Source organism: Mesorhizobium sp. IMUNJ 23232 (genome assembly GCF_044326205.1).
GTDB lineage: Bacteria > Pseudomonadota > Alphaproteobacteria > Rhizobiales > Rhizobiaceae > Kumtagia.
In genome coordinates, this window is the sequence record NZ_JBIRCY010000002.1 from 1 (window position 1) to 20587 (window position 20587).

Annotated in this window: 16 protein-coding genes; 10 read left to right on the top strand and 6 right to left on the bottom strand. The window is 65.0% G+C overall.

What is annotated here, in order from left to right; translation table 11 throughout:
* The first annotated feature begins 111 nt into the window (after nt 1-111).
* Nucleotides 112-2226: a penicillin-binding protein 1C gene (gene pbpC / locus ACH196_RS01875; RefSeq protein ID WP_396644453.1), complete on the top strand. Its 2115-nt coding sequence runs from the start codon at nt 112-114 to the stop codon at nt 2224-2226.
* 300 nt (nt 2227-2526) lie between these two features.
* Here the strand turns inward: pbpC and ACH196_RS01880 are convergent, their stop codons facing one another.
* Complete coding sequence (locus ACH196_RS01880) at nt 2527-3558, bottom strand: histone deacetylase family protein (protein WP_396644455.1); 1032 nt, start codon at nt 3556-3558, stop codon at nt 2527-2529.
* 145 nt (nt 3559-3703) lie between these two features.
* On the opposite strand from ACH196_RS01880, the gene ACH196_RS01885 reads away from it, so the two are divergent.
* From ACH196_RS01885 to ACH196_RS01915, 7 genes are all read left to right on the top strand, one after another.
* The gene (locus tag ACH196_RS01885) at nt 3704-5368 is read left to right on the top strand and encodes an amidohydrolase (protein ID WP_396644456.1); all 1665 of its coding nucleotides are present in this window, start codon (nt 3704-3706) and stop codon (nt 5366-5368) included.
* 233 nt (nt 5369-5601) lie between these two features.
* A complete protein-coding gene (locus ACH196_RS01890) occupies nt 5602-6699 on the top strand; it encodes an ABC transporter ATP-binding protein (RefSeq protein WP_396644458.1) in 1098 nt (365 codons plus the stop codon).
* A gap of 3 nt (nt 6700-6702) precedes the next feature.
* The gene (locus ACH196_RS01895; protein WP_396644460.1) at nt 6703-7620 is read left to right on the top strand and encodes an ABC transporter permease; all 918 of its coding nucleotides are present in this window, start codon (nt 6703-6705) and stop codon (nt 7618-7620) included.
* Nucleotides 7613-8413 carry an ABC transporter permease gene (locus tag ACH196_RS01900; protein ID WP_396644462.1) on the top strand — a complete coding sequence of 267 codons (801 nt, stop codon included), beginning with the start codon at nt 7613-7615 and terminating at the stop codon, nt 8411-8413. The genes ACH196_RS01895 and ACH196_RS01900 overlap by 8 nt, the downstream gene beginning before the upstream one ends.
* Nucleotides 8414-8436: 23 nt before the next feature.
* A complete protein-coding gene (locus tag ACH196_RS01905; RefSeq protein WP_396644464.1) occupies nt 8437-9465 on the top strand; it encodes an extracellular solute-binding protein in 1029 nt (342 codons plus the stop codon).
* 51 nt (nt 9466-9516) lie between these two features.
* On the top strand, nt 9517-10719 hold the full coding sequence (locus tag ACH196_RS01910) for a serine hydrolase domain-containing protein (protein WP_396644757.1): 1203 nt from the start codon (nt 9517-9519) through the stop codon (nt 10717-10719).
* Between the two features lie 25 nt (nt 10720-10744).
* The gene (locus tag ACH196_RS01915) at nt 10745-11935 is read left to right on the top strand and encodes a serine hydrolase domain-containing protein (protein ID WP_396644466.1); all 1191 of its coding nucleotides are present in this window, start codon (nt 10745-10747) and stop codon (nt 11933-11935) included.
* 5 nt (nt 11936-11940) lie between these two features.
* Here ACH196_RS01915 and ACH196_RS01920 read toward each other — a convergent pair whose 3' ends face one another.
* The gene (locus tag ACH196_RS01920) at nt 11941-13164 is read right to left on the bottom strand and encodes an MFS transporter (RefSeq protein ID WP_396644467.1); all 1224 of its coding nucleotides are present in this window, start codon (nt 13162-13164) and stop codon (nt 11941-11943) included.
* Between the two features lie 160 nt (nt 13165-13324).
* Nucleotides 13325-13636, bottom strand: a complete 312-nt coding sequence (locus ACH196_RS01925) for a hypothetical protein (protein WP_396644468.1) — start codon at nt 13634-13636, stop codon at nt 13325-13327.
* A gap of 180 nt (nt 13637-13816) precedes the next feature.
* Between ACH196_RS01925 and ACH196_RS01930 the strand changes: the two genes are divergently transcribed.
* The gene (locus ACH196_RS01930; RefSeq protein WP_396644470.1) at nt 13817-14311 is read left to right on the top strand and encodes a MarR family winged helix-turn-helix transcriptional regulator; all 495 of its coding nucleotides are present in this window, start codon (nt 13817-13819) and stop codon (nt 14309-14311) included.
* Nucleotides 14308-14994: a GNAT family N-acetyltransferase gene (locus tag ACH196_RS01935; RefSeq protein WP_396644471.1), complete on the top strand. Its 687-nt coding sequence runs from the start codon at nt 14308-14310 to the stop codon at nt 14992-14994. The genes ACH196_RS01930 and ACH196_RS01935 overlap by 4 nt, the downstream gene beginning before the upstream one ends.
* Nucleotides 14995-15037: 43 nt before the next feature.
* Here ACH196_RS01935 and ilvD read toward each other — a convergent pair whose 3' ends face one another.
* From ilvD to ACH196_RS01950, 3 genes are all read right to left on the bottom strand, one after another.
* Nucleotides 15038-16876, bottom strand: coding sequence for a dihydroxy-acid dehydratase (gene ilvD / locus ACH196_RS01940; protein WP_396644472.1), 1839 nt, complete (start codon nt 16874-16876; stop codon nt 15038-15040).
* A gap of 151 nt (nt 16877-17027) precedes the next feature.
* Nucleotides 17028-17927: a transglutaminase domain-containing protein gene (locus tag ACH196_RS01945; RefSeq protein WP_396644473.1), complete on the bottom strand. Its 900-nt coding sequence runs from the start codon at nt 17925-17927 to the stop codon at nt 17028-17030.
* Between the two features lie 253 nt (nt 17928-18180).
* A complete protein-coding gene (locus ACH196_RS01950) occupies nt 18181-20583 on the bottom strand; it encodes a circularly permuted type 2 ATP-grasp protein (RefSeq protein WP_396644475.1) in 2403 nt (800 codons plus the stop codon).
* Nucleotides 20584-20587 lie beyond the last annotated feature (4 nt).

Genomic DNA, 20587 nt, shown 5'->3' on the forward strand with positions numbered 1-20587 from the left:
CCTTCCCCCCGTGAAGGATGGGGAGAAGGAGGAAGCGGCAAGGGCGCGGCCAGCCCCCTTCTCCCCGTCCTTCACGGGGAGAAGGTCCCGGCTGGGAGATGAGGGGCGGCGATGTCATTTCTCCAGAAGACATCCTCGAGCAAACTCATCCGCCGAGCCACAATCGCCCACGCCGCCTGCGCCACCCTCGCCGCGCTTTCCACCGCCGCGCTCTTCTCGCTCGACCGCGCCTTCCCGCCGCCGCTCCCCGAAAAGATCGTCACCTCCAAGGAAGTCGTCGACCGCGACGGCGTGCTGTTGCGCGCCTACGCCACCCCAGACGGCTTTTGGCGCTTCCAGACATCGCTCGACGACGTCGACCCCGATTTCGTAAAAATGCTGGTCGCCTATGAGGACAAGCGCTTTTGGGAGCACAATGGCGTCGACATGCTCGCCCTCATGCGCGCCGCCGGCCAGCTTGCCGGCCATGGCCGCATCGTCTCTGGCGGATCGACGCTGTCCATGCAGCTTGCCCGCCTGATCGAGCCGCGCGACAGCCGCAGCATAAGCTCAAAGATCACCCAGATCTTCCGCGCCTGGCAGATCGAGCGCCGGGTGTCCAAGCGGGACATCCTCGAACGCTACCTAACGCTCGCCCCCTATGGCGGCAATCTGGAAGGCGTGCGCGCCGCGGCACTCGCTTATTTCGGCAAGGAGCCGAAGCGCCTGACCGTTTCCGAGGCCGCCCTTCTCGTCGCCCTGCCGCAATTGCCCGAGCGCCGCCGTCCCGACCGTTTTCGCGACAACGCCCAGACCGCGCGCGACCGAGTGCTGGCGCGCATGGTCGAGGCCAAGGTGCTGGCCGAGCGGGAAGCCGCCCGCGCGGCCGTCGACGACGTTGCAGCCGGCCGCGCCGCCCTGCCCGCGCTCGCGGCTCACCTTTCCGACGATGCGCTGCGCGCCGCGCCCGGCGAGACACGCCACAAGCTCACCATCCAGAAATCCGTGCAGGCCGGACTGGAGGCCGTCGCAAAAGAAGCCGCGCGAAAACTCGGCGAGCGCGTGTCGGTGGCGATGGTCCTGGCCGACGCCCGCACCGGCGAAATCCTGGGTTCGGTCGGCTCCGCCGATTATTTCGACGCGCGCCGCTTCGGCTGGATCGACATGACCCGCGCCAGCCGCTCTCCCGGCTCGACCTTAAAACCGTTCATCTACGGGCTCGCCTTCGAGCAGGGGCTGATCGCCCAGGAAACGCTGATCGAGGACCGGCCTGCCGACTTCGCCGGCTACCGTCCGAAAAATTTCGACATGAGCTACCAGGGCGACGTCAGCGTCCGCCAAGCCCTGCAACTGTCGCTCAACGTGCCGGCGGTGCGCCTGCTCGACGCGGTCGGCCCGGCGCGGCTGACGGCCCGCTTCCGCAACGCAGGCGTAACGCCGAGCCTACCGCCGGGCGAAACGCCCGGCCTCGCGATCGGTCTCGGCGGCGTCGGCGTCACGCTGCGCGATCTCGTCCAGCTCTACACCGGACTTGCAAACGGCGGCCGCGCCAAAAAACTCCGCGACGGCACCGAGGCGGATTTCCAGCCGCTGGCCGACGGCATGATCCTGGAACCCGCCGCCAACTGGCAGGTCACCGACATTCTCTCCGGCGTTCGCGCTCCGGAAGGCGCCAGCCAGCGCGGCGTCGCCTACAAGACCGGCACCTCCTACGGTTACCGCGACGCCTGGTCGGTCGGTTATGACGGCCGTTACGTTCTCGGCGTCTGGGTCGGCCGCGCCGATTCCGGCTCCGTGCCTGGGCTGGCAGGCTATGTCTCCGCCGCCCCCATCTTGTTCGAGGGATTTGCAAAATCCGGCCTTCCCGCCGTACAGCAGCAGCGGCCGCCGGCCGGCGCCTTCCACGCCGCGCCCAACGACCTTCCGGTCACACTGCGCCGTTTCGAGTCCGGCCGGGACGCCCTGCCCGCGCCGACGGTTTCCGCCTCGGTTGTCGAGCCAGCGCCGAAAATCGTGTTTCCGCCGGACGGCGCCCATGTCGAACTCACGGCTTCATCAGTCAGCCCACTGGTTCTGAAGCTCCAGGGCGGTCGCGCGCCGTTCCGCTGGCTTGCCAACGGCAAGCCGCTGACCGAAATCGTGCGCCGCCGCACCGCCACTTGGCAGCCGGACGGCGCCGGCTATTCGACGCTGACCGTCATCGACGCTGCCGGCCGCGCGGCGAGCGTGAAGGTGTTCGTGGAGTAGTTTTTGGGTGAGTCCTTCGAGGCTCGCCCGCAGATGGTTTCGCTCCGATCATCGACGCCGTGCGGGCTCGCACCTCAGGATGAGGGCGGCCGTGCCTGCAATCGCCAATCGCCGGAAGTGGATTACTTCCCGGAAGCTTGGCTGCCATTGGCCGAGAGATCGGCCCAGCAAAATTCAGGCACGGTGCATAAGGTTGGTATTTCAGGCACGACCGTCCTCATCCTGAGGTACGAGCCCGCAAGTTGCTGAAGATGGAGCGCAATTATTGACGGGCGACCCTCGAAGGACGCACCTAATAACTCACCCCTGCTCGAACCCCGTCAGCACACCCACGGCGTTGACGCCGATCTCCTCGACCGCATAACCGCCTTCCATGACGAAAAGCGTCGGCAGGCCCAGCTTTGCGATACGGCGGCCAATCTTCGGATAATCCTCGGTCTTCAGCTTGAACTGGCTGATCGGATCCTTTTCGAACGTATCGACGCCCAGAGAAACGACAACGATATCAGGGCGATAAGCTGCCAGCTTCACGCATGCATCCTCCAGCGAGGCGCTCCATTCGGCCCACGCCGTGCCGAACGGCATTGGATAGTTGACATTCAATCCTTCGCCCTCGCCCTCGCCGCGCTCGTCGGCATGGCCAAGGAAGAACGGATACTCCGTCATCGGATCGCCATGCAAATTCAGCACCAGCACGTCGGGTCGCGTGTAAAAGATCTCCTGCGTGCCGTTGCCGTGGTGGTAGTCCACGTCGAGGATCGCGACTTTTTTCGCGCCATTGTCGCGAAACCACTGCGCGGCCACAGCCGCATTGTTGATGAAACAATACCCGCCCATGAACGCCGCGCCCGCATGATGTCCCGGCGGCCGGCACAGTGCAAAAGCCGCCCGCTCGCCGCCTTTCACCAACCCGGCCGCGGTCAGCGCCACGTCATGGGAAGACTTGATCGCGTCCCATGTGCCCTTCACGAAAGGCGCTCCAGCATCGAAGGAATAATAGCCCAGCAGCGCATCGATGGTCTTCGGCCTGACGTCGCCACGCAAGCCGCGCGTCGGCCATGTGTATCCGATCGCCGAGCCGCCGCGGCCTGATTTTTCCCATTCCGGCCAGACGGTTGGCAGGAAATCGACATAATCCGCTTTATGCACGCGTTTCGCCGCCGAGAGGTCGAATTCCTCGGGTGGCAGGATCGGCCCTAGCCTTTCCGATTCGACCCTGGCGCGGATGAATTCCGCTCGCGACGGTTTTTCAAAACCCGGCACGATCGCTCCCGCGATCAGTTCCATCTGGCCGGAATGGCCGGAATGCAGCGGCGAAAATATTGTCTTCATGAACCCCTCGTCTGATGATGGCCGCAACCTACCCGTAGCCGCCCGTTCTCCACAAGCACCTGATTTCATTTGGCGCCCGCCGCCATCGATCTGGCTTTCCGGCCCTCGCAGGTGCTAGATCATGGCGTCCAACCGGAAACCTCTCATGACCCGAAACGCCGAGATGATCATCATCAATGGCCGGATCAAGACCATGGATGAGGATCGGCCCGCGGCCGAAGCGCTGGCGGTCAGCGGCGGCGAAATCATCGCCATCGGCGACCGCGCGGCGATCGACGAATTTCGCGGACCGGCCACGAGAATCATCGACGCCGGGATGAATTCGGTCGTTCCAGGTTTTATCGAGGGCCACATGCACCTGTTCTCCGGCGCATCGGAGCTGGCCCATCTGCATCTCGGCGGTGTTCACGGCGCCATCGCGCTGCATGCCGCGATCCAGGATTATGCCCGCTCACGGCCCGACGCGCCGATGCTGCTCGGCCAGGGCGTCGAATACACGGTGCTGGGCGGCCGCCCGGTTACCCGTCATGACCTCGACCGCATCATTTCCGACCGCCCCTTCGCCATGGCCGCGCCGGACCACCACACGGTCTGGGCCAACACAAAAGCACTGGAACTCGGCGGCGTCCTGCATGGCAAGAAACTTCGTCCCGGCAACGAAATCGTCATGGGCGAGGACGGGTTCGCCACCGGTGAACTGCGCGAGAACGAGGCCTTCAGCCCCGTCATGGCGCTGGCGGGCGAGGAGCGCGCCAGGCTGGGTCTTTCCACGGGCGGCGAGCCCGACCCTGTTCCTTCGCAAAAGGAACGCGAGGCCGACCGCGACATCATCCAGCGCGGGTTGGACTGGTGCGCCCGCCACGGCATCACTTCGATCCACAACATGGACGGCAATCTCTACCAGCTCGAATTGCTGTCGGAGATCGAGGATCTCGGCGGGTTGCATTGCCGCACCAAAATCCCGTTTCACTTCAGGAACTTCATGAAAATCGAGATGCTGGAAAAGGCCAGCCTGATGGCCGAGCGCTATCGGTCGGAATGGCTGTCGTCCGGCCTGGTCAAAACGTTCTACGACGGCGTTATCGAGTCCTGGACAGCCGTCCTGATCGAACCCTATGCCGACCGGCAGGACTGGCGCGGCGAGCCGCTGTTCACGCCAGAACGCTTTGCCGAGATCGCCACCGAGGCCGACCGCCGCGGTCTGCAGATCGCCGTCCACTCGATCGGCGACGGCGCGGTGCGCGCCGTGCTCGACGGCTACGAAAAGGCGCGGCGGACCAACGGCGTCCGCGACAGCCGCCACCGGGTCGAGCATATCGAGCTGATTTCGCCCGCTGAAATTCCGCGCTTCGCCGAACTGGGCGCCATTGCGTCCATGCAGCCGACGCATGCGCCGGGCGCGCATGGCGTGCCGCTGGAGCCGACCGCCTCGCGTATCGGCCGGAATCGCTGGCAATACGCATTCCCCGTCCGCAGCCTGCTTTCCGCCGGCGCGCCGCTGGTCTTCGCGTCCGACTGGTCGGTCGCGCCGATCGACCCGATCCTCGGCATGCAGGCTGCGATGCTGCGAAGCCCCTGGGGCGACGGAGATCCGGACCAGAGCCTGACGCTGGACGAGGCGCTCGCCGCCTACACGACCGGCGGCGCCTATGCCGAGTTCATGGAGCACCGCAAGGGCCGGCTGAAGCCCGGTTATCTCGCGGATATCGTCGTGCTGTCAGGTGATCTCGATGCCTGTCCGGCTGAGGAACTGACCGACATCCATCCGGTCGCGACCATCTGCGGCGGGCGGATCACTTTTCGCAACTGACCGTGCCGATCAAAATCCGGGGACAGTTTGCCGAATTCCGGGTAGCGACGCCGAAGCGCGGATGCCCGGAATTCGGCAAACTGTCCCCGGATTTTGAACATGCCGCAAGCTGCGCGATCAAATGGCTTCTGAATCCCGGTTCAAGCCGATTGCCAAGTGCAGCCGCATATGCTGACAATCTGCCCAAGGGGAGCCAATGGTCCGGCGAAGCCGGCTAGAACTGGGGCGTATGCGTGCCGGAAAAACCGGATAGGAACGCGATCGAAGTTCGCACCGTCAGCAAGATTTTCGGCAGCGGCGACGCCCGCTTCGCGGCGCTCGACCGTGTCTCGGTGAACATACGCGAAAACGAGTTCTTCACACTGCTCGGCCCATCGGGCTGCGGAAAAACCACGCTTTTGCGCCTCATCGCCGGCTTCGATTTCCCCACCGAGGGAGAAATTCTGCTCTACGGCGACGACATCGCGCCGCTTCCGCCGTTCAAGCGGCCGGTGAACACGGTGTTCCAGAGCTACGCCCTCTTCCCGCATATGACGGTCGCCCAGAACATCGGCTTCGGGCTGGAAATGCTCGGCAAGCCAAAGGCGGAGGTCGAGGCACGCGTCTCCCAGATGCTGAAACTGGTGCGCATGGAGCAATTGGCGGGACGCCGCACCAGCCAGATTTCCGGCGGCCAGCAGCAGCGCGTCGCTCTGGCCAGGGCGCTGGCGCCGCAGCCGAAGGTTCTGCTGCTCGACGAACCGCTGTCGGCGCTCGACTACAAGCTGCGCAAGGACATGCAGATCGAGTTGAAGACGCTCCAGCACGAGACGGGCATTACCTTCATCTTCGTTACCCACGACCAGGAGGAAGCCCTGACCATGTCCGACCGCATCGCGGTGATGTCGGCGGGAAAGATTTTGCAGGTCGGCAGCCCGCGCGACATCTACGACCGGCCGGCCGAGCGATTCGTCGCCGACTTCATCGGCGAGAGCAATTTCTTGCCCGCCTCGATCGTCTCGACCGCCGGCAATCTGGCGACCGTGCGCCTCGCCTCCGGCGCAGAGATACCGGCGTCGTTGCCGGACGGTTTTGCGCCCAAGGGCGACGTGTCGATCGTTATCCGCCCGGAGCATGCGCAGCTCGCCAAGCCGGAAGGCGCGGCCCTCGCCGGCACGGTGGAAAACGTCGTCTATCTCGGCACCGACACGCATTTCCACCTAAAGCTGGATTCCGGCGAGCCCTTCATCGTGCGAAGGCAGAACGCGCGCGGCCATTCCGACCGCTTCGCGGCGGGCAGCCATGTGGGCCTGCTCATCCCGGCCGATTCCGCCCAGATCCTGAAGGATTGACGGATGTCGGCAGCCGAGCGCCTTCGCGAGCATGAGAAGCGGGATATCCGCAACCGCTGGCTGCTCTCAGCGCCTGCCCTGCTGATCATCCTGTTCGCAGCAACCGGCCCGCTGCTCATCGTTCTCGTCTATTCCTTCCTTACGCCAGGCCAATATGGCGACGTGGAGTGGAAGCTGTCCGGCGAGGCCTGGACCTCGGTGTTTCTCGAACGCGACATTTTTGACGACACGCTCTCGCTCGCCGACGCGCACGTCACCATCTTCTGGCGATCGGTGAAGCTGGCGCTGATGACCACGGCGGCGACGCTGGTTCTCGGCTTCCCGACCGCCTATTTCATCGCGACGAGGCCGGAGAACAAGCGCGACCTCTGGCTGTTCCTGATCACCATCCCGTTCTGGACGAACCTTCTCATCCGAACCTTCGCCGTGCTGCAGATCATCCGCAACGAAGGCATCTTCAACACCGTGCTCATCAAGCTCGGCATCGTTGACGCGCCGCTGCAGATTCTGTTCACCGACACCGCGATCATGCTGGGCATGGTCTATGTCTATCTGCCGCTGATGGTGCTGCCGATCTACGCCAGCATGGAGAAGCTGGATTTCCGCCTGCTGGAGGCCGGCTACGACCTCTACGCCACGCGCTTCGCGGTGCTCAGGCGCATCATCTTCCCGCTGGTCAAGCCGGGCGTCATCGCCGGCTCGATCCTGGTCTTCATTCCGGCCATCGGCTCATATGTGGCGCCGAGCGTGCTCGGCGGCGGCAAGAACATGATGCTGGCCAACCTGATCGAGTTGCAGTTCGGACAAGGCCGCAACTGGCCGCTGGGCGCCGCACTTTCGATCGCCGTGATGGTCATCGTGATGATCGCGCTGCTGCTCTATGTGCGCAATGCCGGCACGGCGGAGACGCGCCATGGCTGACCGTTTTTCCGTCCGTCACCAGCCCGGCTTCACCGCAATTGCCGCGACCTGCTTCGTGCTGCTCTATTTCCCGATTGTCGTGCTTGTCGTCTATGCCTTCAACGCCGCGACCTCCACGTCCGCCTGGGGCGGCCTGTCGCTGAAATGGTTCGTGTCGGCCTGGAACAACGACGCCGTCATCGAAGCATCGATCCGCTCGCTGCAGATCGGCGCGGTCGCGGCCATTCTGTCGACCGCCGTCGCGACCATGGCGGCACTTGCGACGACGCGCACGCCGCCCTACCCCGGCCTGACCTTCAAATACGCGGCGATCAACCAGCCGCTGATGGTGCCGGAGATCGTCACCGGCGTGGCGCTGCTGATCTTCTTCTCGCGCATCAAGATTTTCACCGGCTACACCGGCCTCGGCTACCTGATCGCGGCGCACACGGCGTTCTGCATTCCGTTCGCCTATCTGCCGATCCGCGCCCGGCTGGAAAGCATGGACCTGACGCTGGAGCGCGCCGCGGCCGATCTCTACGCCACGCCGTGGAAAACCTTCCGCCGCGTGACGCTGCCCTTGCTCTGGCCCGCCATTCTCGCCGGACTGATGCTGGCTTTCGTCATCTCGCTGGACGACGTTGTCATCACCGAGTTCGTCAAGTCGGGCGGCCAGGATACGCTGCCCACCTACATGCTCGGCCAGATTCGTCGCGGCATCACGCCGGAGATCAACGCGATTTCGACCGTCTTCCTGCTTCTGTCGGTCGCCATCGTCACGCTGTTCTTCTTCATGAGCAGGAAACGGGAATAACCAACGACAATGGGAGCCTTTAAATGAAACGTTTGCTCGCAACGCTGGCCTTCGGGCTGCTGGCCTCGACCGGGCTGGCGCATGCCGACGGCGAACTCAACATCTACAATTGGGGCAACTACACCAGCCCCGACGTGATCAAGAAGTTCGAGGAAAAATACAACGTCAAGGTCACGATCACCGACTACGATTCCAACGACACCGCGCTCGCCAAGGTGCGCCAGGGCGGCACCGGCTACGACATCGCCGTGCCGTCGCAGACCTTCGTGCCGATCTGGATCAAGGAAGGCCTGGTGCTTGAAACCAATCCCGGCCAGATGGAGAATTTCAAGAACGTCGCGCCGGAATGGGCCAATCCGGACTTCGATCCCGGCCGCAAATACACGGTTCCGTGGGCCTGGGGCACCATCGGCGTCGTGGTCAATACCAGCGTCTACAAAGGCCCCTCGAACAGTTGGAGCATCATCTTCAACACGCCGGACGAGTTGAAGGGCAAGGTCAACGTCGTTCCGGAAATGAACGACGTAATGTTCGCAGCCACCAAATATGTCGGAGGCGCACAGTGCACCGACGACAAGGAAGTGCTGAAGAAGGTGCGCGACACGCTGGTGGCCGCCAAGCCGAACTGGATCGCCATGGAATACAACACCATCGAAAAGATGGGCGCCGGCGACTTCAAGGCGACAAGCGACTGGAACGGCTCGGCGCTGCGCCAGCGGCTCGCCAATCCGGAAATCCAGTTCTTCTATCCTAAGGAAGGCTACGGCCTCTGGAGCGACAACGTCGTGGTGCTCAAGGAAGCCAAGAACGTCGAGAACGCGAAACTCTTCCAGAACTTCATCATGGACCCGGAGAACGCGGCGGGGCTCTCGGCCTTCCATCGCTATGCGAACGGCATCGCCGGCTCCGACAAGTTCATGCCGGAGGACATGAAGACCGCGCCCGAGGTGATCATCCCCGCCGACGTCAAGCCGCTCGGCGAGTTGCAGCACCTGTGTTCGCCCGAGGTGCAGGATCTCTATACGAAAATCTGGACCGAGCTGCAGAAGTAAGCCTGTGACGCCTCCTCCCCGCTCGCGGGGAGGAGGCCACGGTTCATGCCCATGACCTCCTACAAGAACAGCGATCCTCGTCCGCCGATCATGCAAGGCTCGCCGCCGGCGCTCATCGTGCCGCGGCTGGACTGGGACCGGCCGCCGTGGAACCGCTGGTCGTTCCAGCATATCCGCGAACTGCTGACCACCGCCGAGGTGTGGCGTGGCAACGGGCATCGCAAGAAGTTTCCCCGCGCCGAGGTTGATCTCGACGCGCTCGAATTCGACACCGAAGGCGGCCGCACGACACTCCAACGGCATCTCGACGACACCTATACCGACGCTTTCCTTGTCCTGAAGGACGGCGCGGTCGCCTTCGAGCGTTATTTCAACGGCATGGAGGAGCGCACGCTGCATCTGTCGCAATCGGTGGCGAAGTCGGTGACCGGCATGGTGTTCGGCATCGTCGCGGGTCAGGGCCTCGTCGATCCCGCGGCGCTGGTGACCGACTATTTGCCGGAACTTGCCGTGACGGGCTGGCGCGGCGCGACGCTGCGGCAGGTGCTCGACATGACCACCGGCGTGCGTTTCGACGAGACCTACGAGAACCCCTATTCGGATATCGGCCAGGTGGACGTGGCGGGCGGCTGGAAGCCGCCGCCGCCCGGCAGCGATCCGGATTTTTCCTGGCCGACGCATATGTGGGAGCTGATCCTGCGCCTGACCGAGACGGTGCGTCCGCACGGGGCGATGTTCGAATACCGCTCGATCGAGACCGACGTGCTGGCCTTCGTGCTGGAACGCGGAACCGGCAAGCGGCTGCCGCAACTGGTTTCGGAAGAACTCTGGCAGAAGATGGGCGCGGAGGAGAGCGCCTGCTACACCGTCGACAGCGCCGGCTATGCAATCGCCGACGGCGGCTTCAACGCAACGCTGCGCGACTACGGCCGCTTCGGCCAGTTGATCCTCGATGCCGGCGGCGGCATCATCCCGCCGGACTGGATCGAGGCGACAAGGACCGGCAGCTACAACCAGCTCTACAACGACGCGTTTCCGCAAGGCTCCTACCGGAACCAGTTCTGGATCGAGGACCCTCGCTCGCGCACGCTAATGTGCCGCGGCGTGTTCGGGCAGCTCATCTGGATCAATTTCGACCGCCGCATGGTGGCGGTGAAACTCTCCACCTATCCGGACTTCAGCAACGCGGTTTTCGCCCGGGCAACGTTGGCGGCCCTGCATGCCATCGCCGCCGCGCTCGCCAGCCAGGCGTGATTCTTCTTCCAACCGAGTACTCGACTTGAGCCTACCCGTATCAGCCTTCGCCCAAAAGTTCGGTTTCGCGCGTGCCGACGTCAGCCTCGGCAACTGGCGCACGCGGCCCTATTCGGCCTGGTCATTCCAGAACGTCGCCGAACTGGTGCCATCAGTCGAAATCTCCACCAGCGCGACGATCGAGGACGAGACGGTGGAACCGCTGGGGGCGTTGCTCGAACAGACGGTCGATGTCGGGGCCGGGAGCGAAACCGTAAAGAGCTTCCTGGCTCGATCGGACACCGACACGCTGGTGGTGATGAAGGCAGGCAGTTTCGTCGGCGAATACAACGCCCCAACCGTCGATCCATCTGCGCCGCACATCGTGTTTTCCATCAGCAAGTCGCTGACCGCGATCCTTGCCGGCGTGCTTCAGGATGAACGCCTGCTCGACCCGGCCGAACCGGTGACGCGCTACGTGCCCGAGGCCGCAGGCACGGCCTACGAACACACGACGGTCCAGCAGGTGCTGGATATGCGCGTCAGCCTCGATTTCGTCGAAGCCTATCTCGACCCGGAGAGCGACTTCGCCCGCTACCGCCGCGCCATGCTGTGGAACCCGATGCGCGCGAGCGACAAGAGCGAGACGCTGCGCGAGGTTATCCTGTCGCTGCCGAAGGCCGGTGGGCCGCACGGCGGACCGTTCCGCTATTATTCGCCGCTTTCGGACCTGCTCGGCATCATCGTCGAACGCGCTTCGGGTCTGCGCTACGCCGACCTGTTCCGCGAAAAACTCTGGATGCCACTGCGGGCACGCGGACGCTGCACGGTCACGGTCGACGCCGAAGGCACGGCGCGTGCAGCCGGCGGCGTGTCGATGACGGCGCGCGACCTCGCCCGCGTCGGCGAGATGATGCGCAACGGCGGCATGGCCGGCAGCCGCGCCATCGTCACGGAGCGCTGGGTGCGCGACACGCTGTCGGCCGGCGACCCAGCCGCCTGGAAAGCCGGCGACTTCGCGCATCTGCTGAAGGACGGCAGCTACCGCAACAAATGGTATCAGTCGGGATTTCCGAACGGCGCCTTCATGGCCATCGGCATTCATGGCCAGTGGCTCTACGTCGACCCGGTGCGCGAGGTCACGATCGTGCGGCTCTCGTCACAGCACGAGCCGGTCGATGACCCGCTCGACCAGCAGGCGCTGCGTTTCTACGAGCAGATCGCCGCGATGCTTTGAGTTGGTTATGCGTGCACCGTCTTGGCGCGCAACACCTTCTCCGACGGCAGGAAGATCGTCAGCAGGCCGAGCAACGGCATGAACGAGCAGACCCAATAGACATATTCGATGCCTTTTGCGTCCGCGAGCACGCCGAGCACCGCCGCCGCGATGCCGCCCATGCCGAAGGCGAAGCCGAAGAAGATGCCGGCCACCATGCCGACGCGCCCCGGCAGAAGCTCCTGCGCGAACACCACTATGGCCGGGAACGCGGAAGCCAGGATCAGCCCGATGATGCCGGACAGTATGATCGTCCAGGTCAGGTCGACATAAGGCAGCGCCAGCGTGAACGGCAGCACGCCGAGGATCGAGAACCAGATCACGAACTTCGCGCCGAACCGGTCGCCGATCGGCCCGCCAAGCACCGTGCCCAGCGCGGTTGCGCCGAGGAAGACGAACAGCAGATATTGCGACATCTGCACGTCCACGCCGAACCGCTCGATCACATAGAACGTGTAATAGCTGGAGATGCTTGCCGTATAGATGTTCTTGCTGAAGGTGAGCAGCGTCAGCACCACCAGCGCCAGCATGATCGTGCGCCGCGGCAGGTTCACCGAGATCGGCGCCTTCGGCCGCTTGGCCGCGGCGCGCAGATGGCTGCCATACCAGTTGCCGACCCGCCACAGGATGACCATGCCCAGCATGGCGGCAACCGAGAAATACCCGACGCTGCCCTGCCCCATCGGCACGACGATGAAGGCGGCGAGCAGCGGGCCGAGCGCCTGGCCGAAATTGCCGCCCACCTGAAACAGCGACTGCGCAAGGCCGAACCGCCCACCGGAGGCGAGCCGCGCCACACGCGAGGATTCGGGATGGAAGATCGACGAGCCGACGCCGATGAAGCAGGCGCCGACCACCAGCATCCAGTAGGTATGCGCGGTGGCAAGCAGGAACAGGCCGATCATCGACGAGCCCATGCCGAGCGTCAGCGAATAGGGCAACGGCCGCTTGTCGGTATAGATGCCGACCAGCGGCTGCAGCAGCGAGGCCGTCACCTGGAAGGCGAGCGTCAGCATGCCGATCTGCCAGAAGGACAGGCCGAAGTCGCTCTTCAGCATCGGATAGATGGCTGCAAGCAACGACTGCATGATGTCGTTGAGCATGTGGCAGAACGATACCGCGAGGATGATCGCGAAGACCGTGTTGCTCTGGGCCGAAACCTTTCCGGTCGGCGCGGTAACGTCCGTCATTGTCATCGTCCTCGCCGGCGAACCGGTCACGGGTCGCGGGCGCAGGGCGCGCGCGAAAATCCAAGGGAACGGTGAGCCCTTATTCCCAAACTTCCCGCTGCGATTGTGTCAGTTGGCCCAGCCGGTTGGGTCAGACGATTTTTGGGGCCTCGGCAGACTGCTATATTCCCGAGCCGAACAATTCCTCCGCATCCTCGCCCTGCCAGGGCGCCGGCATGCCGGACACCTCGCCGGATGTATTGGCCCTCGGCAGCGGCATCCAGCATTTCAGCTCGGGATCGGCATAGCCGACCACATTGCCCGGGTGCGAATCGGCGGCGCGCCAGCCTTCGATTCCGAACTGGTCGGCCCGCGACCAATAGGCCACGTCGACCTCGGCGGCGCCCTGCTCCGACGACCGCACCGTCACCAGAATCCGGCTGCCGTCCTTCGGCGCGCTTTTCATGTGCCGCCAGCCAGTGGGTTCGTCCATCGCGTGCCTCCTGCTTTGTCGCCGCAGCATAGAGGGGCTGGGCGGCGGCGGGCAATGCTTCTCCTCCGATATCCCTCGAAAGCCGAGGTCGCGCCTGCTCCCCGAACAGAGTGAACCACCGCTGGACATTATCCATGCACAGTTATATAACTTGATATATAAAATCATGGGATCGGAAAAATGGTCGAGGACATCGTCCGCAGTTTTGGATTTTTGACGCTCGGCACCCGCATGAAACGCATCGGCGAGCGGCTGCAGGCCGACACGCAGCGCATCATCGACGAGGCCGGCCTGCCGGTGCAGACGGCTCACTACCCCTATCTGGCGGCGATCGACCGTCAGGGACCGCTGACCATCGGCGAACTGACGGTCGCCGTCGGCATCAGCCAGCCGGGCGTGACCCGCACCGTATCGCAGCTTGCGGCGCTGGATTTTCTGGAGGTCCGCCCATCGCCTGACGACCAGCGCCGTCGTGTGGTGGAGCTGACGCCGGCCGGAGAAGAGATCGTGCGCCGGTCGAAAGAGCATATCTGGCCGCGCATCGAAGCGGCGGTGAAAAACCTTTGCGAAGACCTGTCCGGTCCCCTGCTCCACCAGCTCGCGGCCATCGAACAAGGTCTTGCCGACGCGCCGCTCGACCGCCGCGCCGCCAAAGCCGAGGAGGCGGTATCGTGAGCGTTCATAGTCTCGACCGCCCTGTCTGGGGCGCGCTGACCTCCCGCCAGGCGGATTTTTCCGAAGGCGGCGCGCTCGCCCGCCGTTACCGGCCCGGCATCATCCCCTTCGCCGCCACAGGCAGCGACGACTCGGACAGCCTCAAAGCGCTGGCGGATCTGCTGCATGACGACGACGAAACGCTCATCATGGCGCAGGCCGACGCCATCATATTGCCGCCACGCTCCGCCGCGACGCTAACGGCCCGTGTCGTGCAGATGGTGGCCGACCGGCCGCTTTCGCAACCGGCCGACGGCAAGATCGAAAGGCTGAGCGAGAAGGACGCGCAGGAAATGCTCGACCTGGCGGTACTCACCAAGCCGGGTCCGTTCTCGCTGCGCGCCGGCGAACTCGGCGAGTTCTGGGGCATAAAGCGCAACGGAAAACTGGTCGCCATGGCCGGCGAGCGCATGAAGCAGGACGGTTTTTCGGAACTGAGCGGCGTCTGCTCGCATCCGGACGCTCGCGGCCAGGGTTTTGGCCGGCTGCTCTCGATATTCGTCACATCGCGCATCCAGGCGCGCGGCGACACGCCCTTCCTGCACGCCTGGGAGACCAACCACGCGGCGATCAACCTCTACGAGTCGATCAGCTTTCGGTTGCGCACGACGCTCAATCTCGCGGTGATCAAGCGGCAAAGATGAAGCCCAGCGTGGGTCTATGGCCCACGCCGGCTTTGCTTGAAATTTACTCCTCCGGCACGAAGCGCACCGCGCCCTTGTCGGCGCTGAGGGCGAAGGCGGCGTAGGCGCGCAGCGCGGTGGTGACATTGCGCTTGCGCTTTTCGGCCGGCTTCCAGCCCTTGGCGTCCTGCTCGGCGCGACGGGCGGCAAGCTCGCTTTCGTCGACCTTCAGGTTGATGGTGCGGTTGGGGATGTCGATCTCGATGATGTCGCCCTGGCGCACCAGACCGATCGCGCCACCCGAAGCCGCCTCCGGTGCGGCATGGCCGATGGAAAGGCCGGAGGTGCCGCCGGAGAAGCGGCCGTCGGTCAAGAGCGCACAGGCCTTGCCGAGGCCTTTCGACTTCAGATAGCTGGTCGGATAGAGCATTTCCTGCATGCCGGGGCCACCCTTCGGCCCTTCGTAGCGAATGACGACGACGTCGCCGGCCTTCACCTCGTTGGCCAAAATGCCCTTCACGGCAGCGTCCTGGCTTTCATAGACAACGGCAGGGCCGGTGAATTTCAAGATGGAGTCGTCGACGCCGGCGGTCTTCACGACGCAGCCGTCGAGCGCGATGTTTCCCTTGAGCACGGCCAGCCCGCCATCCTTGGAGAACGGATGCTCGGCTGAGCGGATGACGCCGCCGCGACGGTCGAGGTCGAGCTCCTTCCAGCGATTGGACTGGGAGAAGGCCTGGGTGGTGCGCACGCCGCCCGGGGCGGCGAGGAAGAAATCGCGTACGCTTTCGGAATTGGTGCGGGTCACGTCCCACTGGTCGATGGCATCACCCATTGTGACGGCGTGAACGGTCGGCTCCTCGCGATGGATGAGCCCGGCGCGGTCGAGCTCGCCCAGGATGCTCATGATGCCCCCGGCCCGATGCACGTCCTCGACATGCACGTCGCTCTTGGCCGGCGCCACCTTGCACAGCACCGGAACGCGCAGCGACAGCGCATTGATGTCGTCCAGCGTGAAGTCGACGCCGCCCTCATAGGCGGCCGCCAGGATGTGCAGGATGGTGTTGGTCGAGCCGCCCATGGCGATGTCGAGCGACATGGCGTTCTCGAACGCCTTCTTGGTGGCGATGCTGCGCGGCAGCGCGGTCTCGTCGTCCTGCTCGTAATAGCGGCGGGCGAGATCGACGATGAGGTGGCCAGCCTCGACGAAGAGCCGCTTGCGGTCGGAATGGGTGGCAAGCGTCGAGCCGTTGCCGGGCAGCGACAGGCCGAGCGCTTCCGTCAGGCAGTTCATCGAGTTGGCGGTGAACATGCCGGAGCAGGACCCGCAGGTTGGGCAGGCGGCCTGTTCGACGGCCAGCACTTCCTCGGCCGTGTACTTGTCGTCGGCCGCGTAGACCATCGCGTCGATCAGGTCGAGCGCCTGCAGCTTGCCCTTCACCATCGCCTTGCCGGCTTCCATCGGCCCGCCGGAGACGAACACCGCCGGGATGTTCAAACGCATGGCGGCATTGAGCATGCCGGGCGTGATCTTGTCGCAATTGGAAATGCACACCATGGCGTCGGCGCAGTGGCCGTTGACCATGTATTCGACCGCATCGGCGATGACCTCACGCGAGGGCAGCGAATAGAGCATGCCGTCATGGCCCATGGCGATGCCGTCGTCGACCGCGATGGTGTTGAATTCCTTGGCGACGCCCCCTGCCCGCTCGATCTCGCGCGCCACAAGCTGGCCGAGATCCTTCAGGTGCACATGCCCCGGCACGAACTGGGTGAAGGAATTCACCACCGCGATGATCGGCTTGCCGAAATCGCCGTCCTTCATGCCTGTGGCGCGCCACAGGCCGCGGGCGCCGGCCATGTTGCGGCCATGGGTGGTGGTGCGGGAGCGATAGGCTGGCATCGATATCCTCGATTTGATGCGGGCTCGCAGCCTGCGCTGCGACAACAGGGCTGTTTAGACCGTTTTCAGTGGATCGGCAATGAAAAATGCGTACCGTAACGTACGGTACGGAACCTAATTGACGTTCTGCCTGCTAACCGGGGGCCGGCCTTCAGCGGGCCGCCTCGACCGATTTCGCATCCACCGGCACCACGTCCACCTTCTGCTCCGCCTCCTGTCCGCCCGTGGTCTTCAGCACGCCGACGATCGGCGCCACGTCCGAATAGTCGCGGCCGTAGCCGACGGTGATGTGGTCGTTGGAGGCCAGCATGTCGTTGGTCGGGTCGAATTCGATCCAGCCGCTCTCGCGCCCGCACCAGACTTTTACCCAGGCATGCATGGCGTCCGCCCCTTCCAGCCGCTCCTTGCCCGGCGGCGGGATGGTGCGCAGAAAACCGCTGACATAACCGGCGGGAATGCCGAGGCCGCGCAGCCCGGCGATCATGACGTGCGAAAAATCCTGGCAGACGCCGCGCTTGAGCGCGAACGCATCGCTGGCGTGCGTGGCGACGGTGGTGGCCTCGCCGTCATAGGCGAAATCGCGGTGGATGCGGCCGCAGAGGTCGCGCGCCAGCGCCCTGACCGACGGCTCGCCGAGGCTGACCGCGGCATAGGCGGTGATGTCGGCGTCGATGCCGGCATGGTCGCTCGCCGCCAGAAAGTGTTGCGGCGATTCCGGCGCCAGCGACAGCACGCCGGCGACCTCCTCCCTCAGCCGCGACAGGGTCGGCGACACGTCGAGGCCGATCTCCGGCCGCGCCACCGCCACCCGCGCCGACATTTTCACGTCCAGCGTGTCGTGTGCGTCGCGGCAGACGATGGCCGTGACATTGGTGCCGAAGAAATCCGTAAAGTCGGAGCGCTCCGTCGGCGCCGGCGCAAAGGACAGCGATGCCGCGACCACCCGCTGGACGCCGGGAATGGTCGGCGGCAGCACGCGCACCTGATGCCGTCCACCACCCGCCCAGGCATCGTAGGCATAGTGCAGCGAGAGGCGGATGTCGTAGTGCATCAGGACAGGATGCCGGAGGTGGAAGAGTGACGCACATCGAGGTAGCGCCCCGTCGCACCCCCCTCTGTCCTACCGGACATCTCCCCCTCAAGGGGGGAGATTGGCAGTTTCAAGCTTGCCGCCTCTCCTCCAACGTTGGTGATTGGCGAAAGCAAAGCGACCGGCGCAATCTCCCCCCTTGAGGGGGAGATGTCCGGCAGGACAGAGGGGGGTGCGAAGGCGACCAAGCGATCAAGCATAATTCCCAGCGATCCTACCCGAAATACGCCTGCGAAATCTTCTCATACAGCCCGCCGACATCCCAGGCGATCTGTTCCAGCGCCTCGGGCGAAAGCTCGCCGGCCTCCCTGGTCGCGAGCCCGGTATGCAGCCGCCAGACCTCCTTGGCCGGCTCCGACAGGCCGTGCCCGCCGGCGTTGGGCAGATGGTCGATCTCGTATTTCAGCCGTTCGAGTTGGAACAGCACCGAGCGCGGGTTGAGCGGGTCGAGCGCCAGAAGGTCGACCACCGTGCGCCGGCCGGAGCGCACGGTGTATTGCCGGCGATGGGTCATCACGCTGTCACCGATCTCCAGCATCATGTCCAGCGCGCCGTCCGGCGCATCGTCTCGCGTCACCCGGCCGAGCGTGCGGGCGATCTGCATCGCCCGCTCCAGCCGCCGGCCGATCTCCAAAAAACGCCAGCCGGTGAAGCGGTACATGTTCTCGTTGAGCAGGCCGGAGAAACCGGCGATCTTGCGCAGCAGCACCGTCATCGCCCGCGTCGCGTCGTCGCCCGGCTCCACCGTGCCGGCGAATCTGTGCAGCGTGCGCGACAGGTCGCGCAGCGCCAGCCAGCCGTCCGGCGAAAAACGGTCGCGGATCTGCCCGGCGCTGTAGATGGCGCTGTCGATCATGCCGAGCAGGCCGACGGGAACGGCAGCGTCCATGTCGATGCCGAGCGGTTCCATGAAGTCGCGCACGTCTTCCAGCAGCGGCAGCGCCGGATCGTCCGTCTCGGCCAGCCGCACATGATAAGCGCGCAGCACGCGCACCGTGTCCTCCGCCCGCTCCACGTAGCGGCCGAGCCAGGTAAGGTTTTCGGCGGCACGGCTGGGCAGGCTGCCGGGCGTGCGGCGGCGGAAATCGTCGCCGGCGCCGGGCAGCAGCGTGTCACGCGCCACCGCGTCCTTCGCCACCACCCAGACGTCGGCCGCGTGGCCGCCGCGCTGCATGGCGATCGCCGCCGCGTCCTGCGTCTCGCCGACCCGCGCAAAACCGCCGGGCATAACGATCCAGCCCTGCGGCGTGCGCGCTAGATAGACGCGCAGTGCGGCCGGCCGCGGCTCCAGCCGCCCGTCGACATGCACCGGCGTGGTCGACAGCGTCACCGCCTCCTGGCCGACGAAATTTCCGCCCTCGCCGCGCATCCGGCGCACCAGCGCCTCGCGCGCCTCCTTGTCCAGAGTGGAGCCGAGCAGCGTGTTGCCCTCGTCCTCGAAGGCGAGCCGCGTCGACAGCGCCGGCCCCACCATCATGCGGTCGAGATTGGCGACGACATGGTCGCGCTCGGCCTGCTGTCCGCACCACCAGGTGGCGATCGACGGCAGCGCCAGATCCTCGCCGCGCAGCGCCCGAGAAATGCGCGGCAGGAAGGCCGCCAGCGCCCGGGTTTCCAATATGCCGGAGCCCAGTGCATTGACCACCGCGACCGACCCTTGCCGCACCGCCTGTGCCAAGCCTGGCGTGCCAATGCGCGAGGCCGGGTTGAGCTCCAGCAGATCGGCGAAGGCGGCATCGAGCCGCCGCCAGAGCACGCTGACCGGCTTCAGGCCGGCGACGGTGCGCACCATCAGCCGGCCTTCCGACACGGTCAGGTCCTCGCCTTCCAGAAGCATGATGCCGAGATAGCGGGCGATGTAGGCGTGCTCGTAATAGGTCTCGTTGAGCGGTCCGGGCGTCAGAATCGCGACACGGCCTTCGGGATCGCCCGCCGCCTCCACCAGCGCGTCGCGGAACCGGCGGAAGAAACCCGCCAGCCGGTGCACATGCATCTCGCCATAGATGTCCGACAGCGCGCGCGTCGTCGCCACGCGGTTTTCCAGCGCGAAACCGGCGCCGGAGGGCGCCTGGGTGCGGTCGCCCAGCACCCACCAGCCGCCATCCGGTCCCCGGCCCAACTCGAAGGCGCAGAAATGCAGGAAGTGTCCGCCGGCCGGCTTCACCCCGGCGAGCGGGCGCAGATATTCGGGGCTGGAAGCGACCAGCCCCGGCGGTAGCAGGCCCTGCGCCACCAGCCGGTTGTCGCCATAAATGTCGGCGACGATCTCTTCGAACAGATCGGCGCGCTGCATCAGCCCGGCGCTGATGACAGCCCATTCCTGTTCGTCGATCAAAAGCGGTACATGCGACAGCGGCCATTCGCGCTCATTGGCCCCGACCTTGTCGTAGACCCGGTAATAAACGCCGGCGTCGCGCAGATACTGGTCGGCGCGGGCGAAGCGTTTCGACAGTTCCGCCGGCCCGAGATCGTCCAGCGCGGCGATGAAATCCCGCCACACGGGGCGCGGATTGCCGGAAGAATCCACCATCTCGTCCGGAACGCCCGGCAGCGGGCGATAGCCGTCGAGCAGGAGTTTTTGGCGCGGTTTTGCGCGCTTGCGCACGTCTTCAGTCATGCGT

What these genes read in the sequence shown, in the direction of transcription:
- pbpC (WP_396644453.1), top strand. Translation starts at nt 112, where the DNA reads ATGTCATTTCTCCAGAAGACATCCTCGAGCAAACTCATCCGCCGAGCC.
- ACH196_RS01880 (WP_396644455.1), bottom strand. Translation starts at nt 3,558, where the DNA reads ATGAAGACAATATTTTCGCCGCTGCATTCCGGCCATTCCGGCCAGATG.
- ACH196_RS01885 (WP_396644456.1), top strand. Translation starts at nt 3,704, where the DNA reads ATGACCCGAAACGCCGAGATGATCATCATCAATGGCCGGATCAAGACC.
- ACH196_RS01895 (WP_396644460.1), top strand. Translation starts at nt 6,703, where the DNA reads ATGTCGGCAGCCGAGCGCCTTCGCGAGCATGAGAAGCGGGATATCCGC.
- ACH196_RS01900 (WP_396644462.1), top strand. Translation starts at nt 7,613, where the DNA reads ATGGCTGACCGTTTTTCCGTCCGTCACCAGCCCGGCTTCACCGCAATT.
- ACH196_RS01905 (WP_396644464.1), top strand. Translation starts at nt 8,437, where the DNA reads ATGAAACGTTTGCTCGCAACGCTGGCCTTCGGGCTGCTGGCCTCGACC.
- ACH196_RS01910 (WP_396644757.1), top strand. Translation starts at nt 9,517, where the DNA reads ATGACCTCCTACAAGAACAGCGATCCTCGTCCGCCGATCATGCAAGGC.
- ACH196_RS01920 (WP_396644467.1), bottom strand. Translation starts at nt 13,164, where the DNA reads ATGACGGACGTTACCGCGCCGACCGGAAAGGTTTCGGCCCAGAGCAAC.
- ACH196_RS01925 (WP_396644468.1), bottom strand. Translation starts at nt 13,636, where the DNA reads ATGGACGAACCCACTGGCTGGCGGCACATGAAAAGCGCGCCGAAGGAC.
- ACH196_RS01930 (WP_396644470.1), top strand. Translation starts at nt 13,817, where the DNA reads ATGGTCGAGGACATCGTCCGCAGTTTTGGATTTTTGACGCTCGGCACC.
- ilvD (WP_396644472.1), bottom strand. Translation starts at nt 16,876, where the DNA reads ATGCCAGCCTATCGCTCCCGCACCACCACCCATGGCCGCAACATGGCC.
- ACH196_RS01945 (WP_396644473.1), bottom strand. Translation starts at nt 17,927, where the DNA reads ATGCACTACGACATCCGCCTCTCGCTGCACTATGCCTACGATGCCTGG.
- ACH196_RS01950 (WP_396644475.1), bottom strand. Translation starts at nt 20,583, where the DNA reads ATGACTGAAGACGTGCGCAAGCGCGCAAAACCGCGCCAAAAACTCCTG.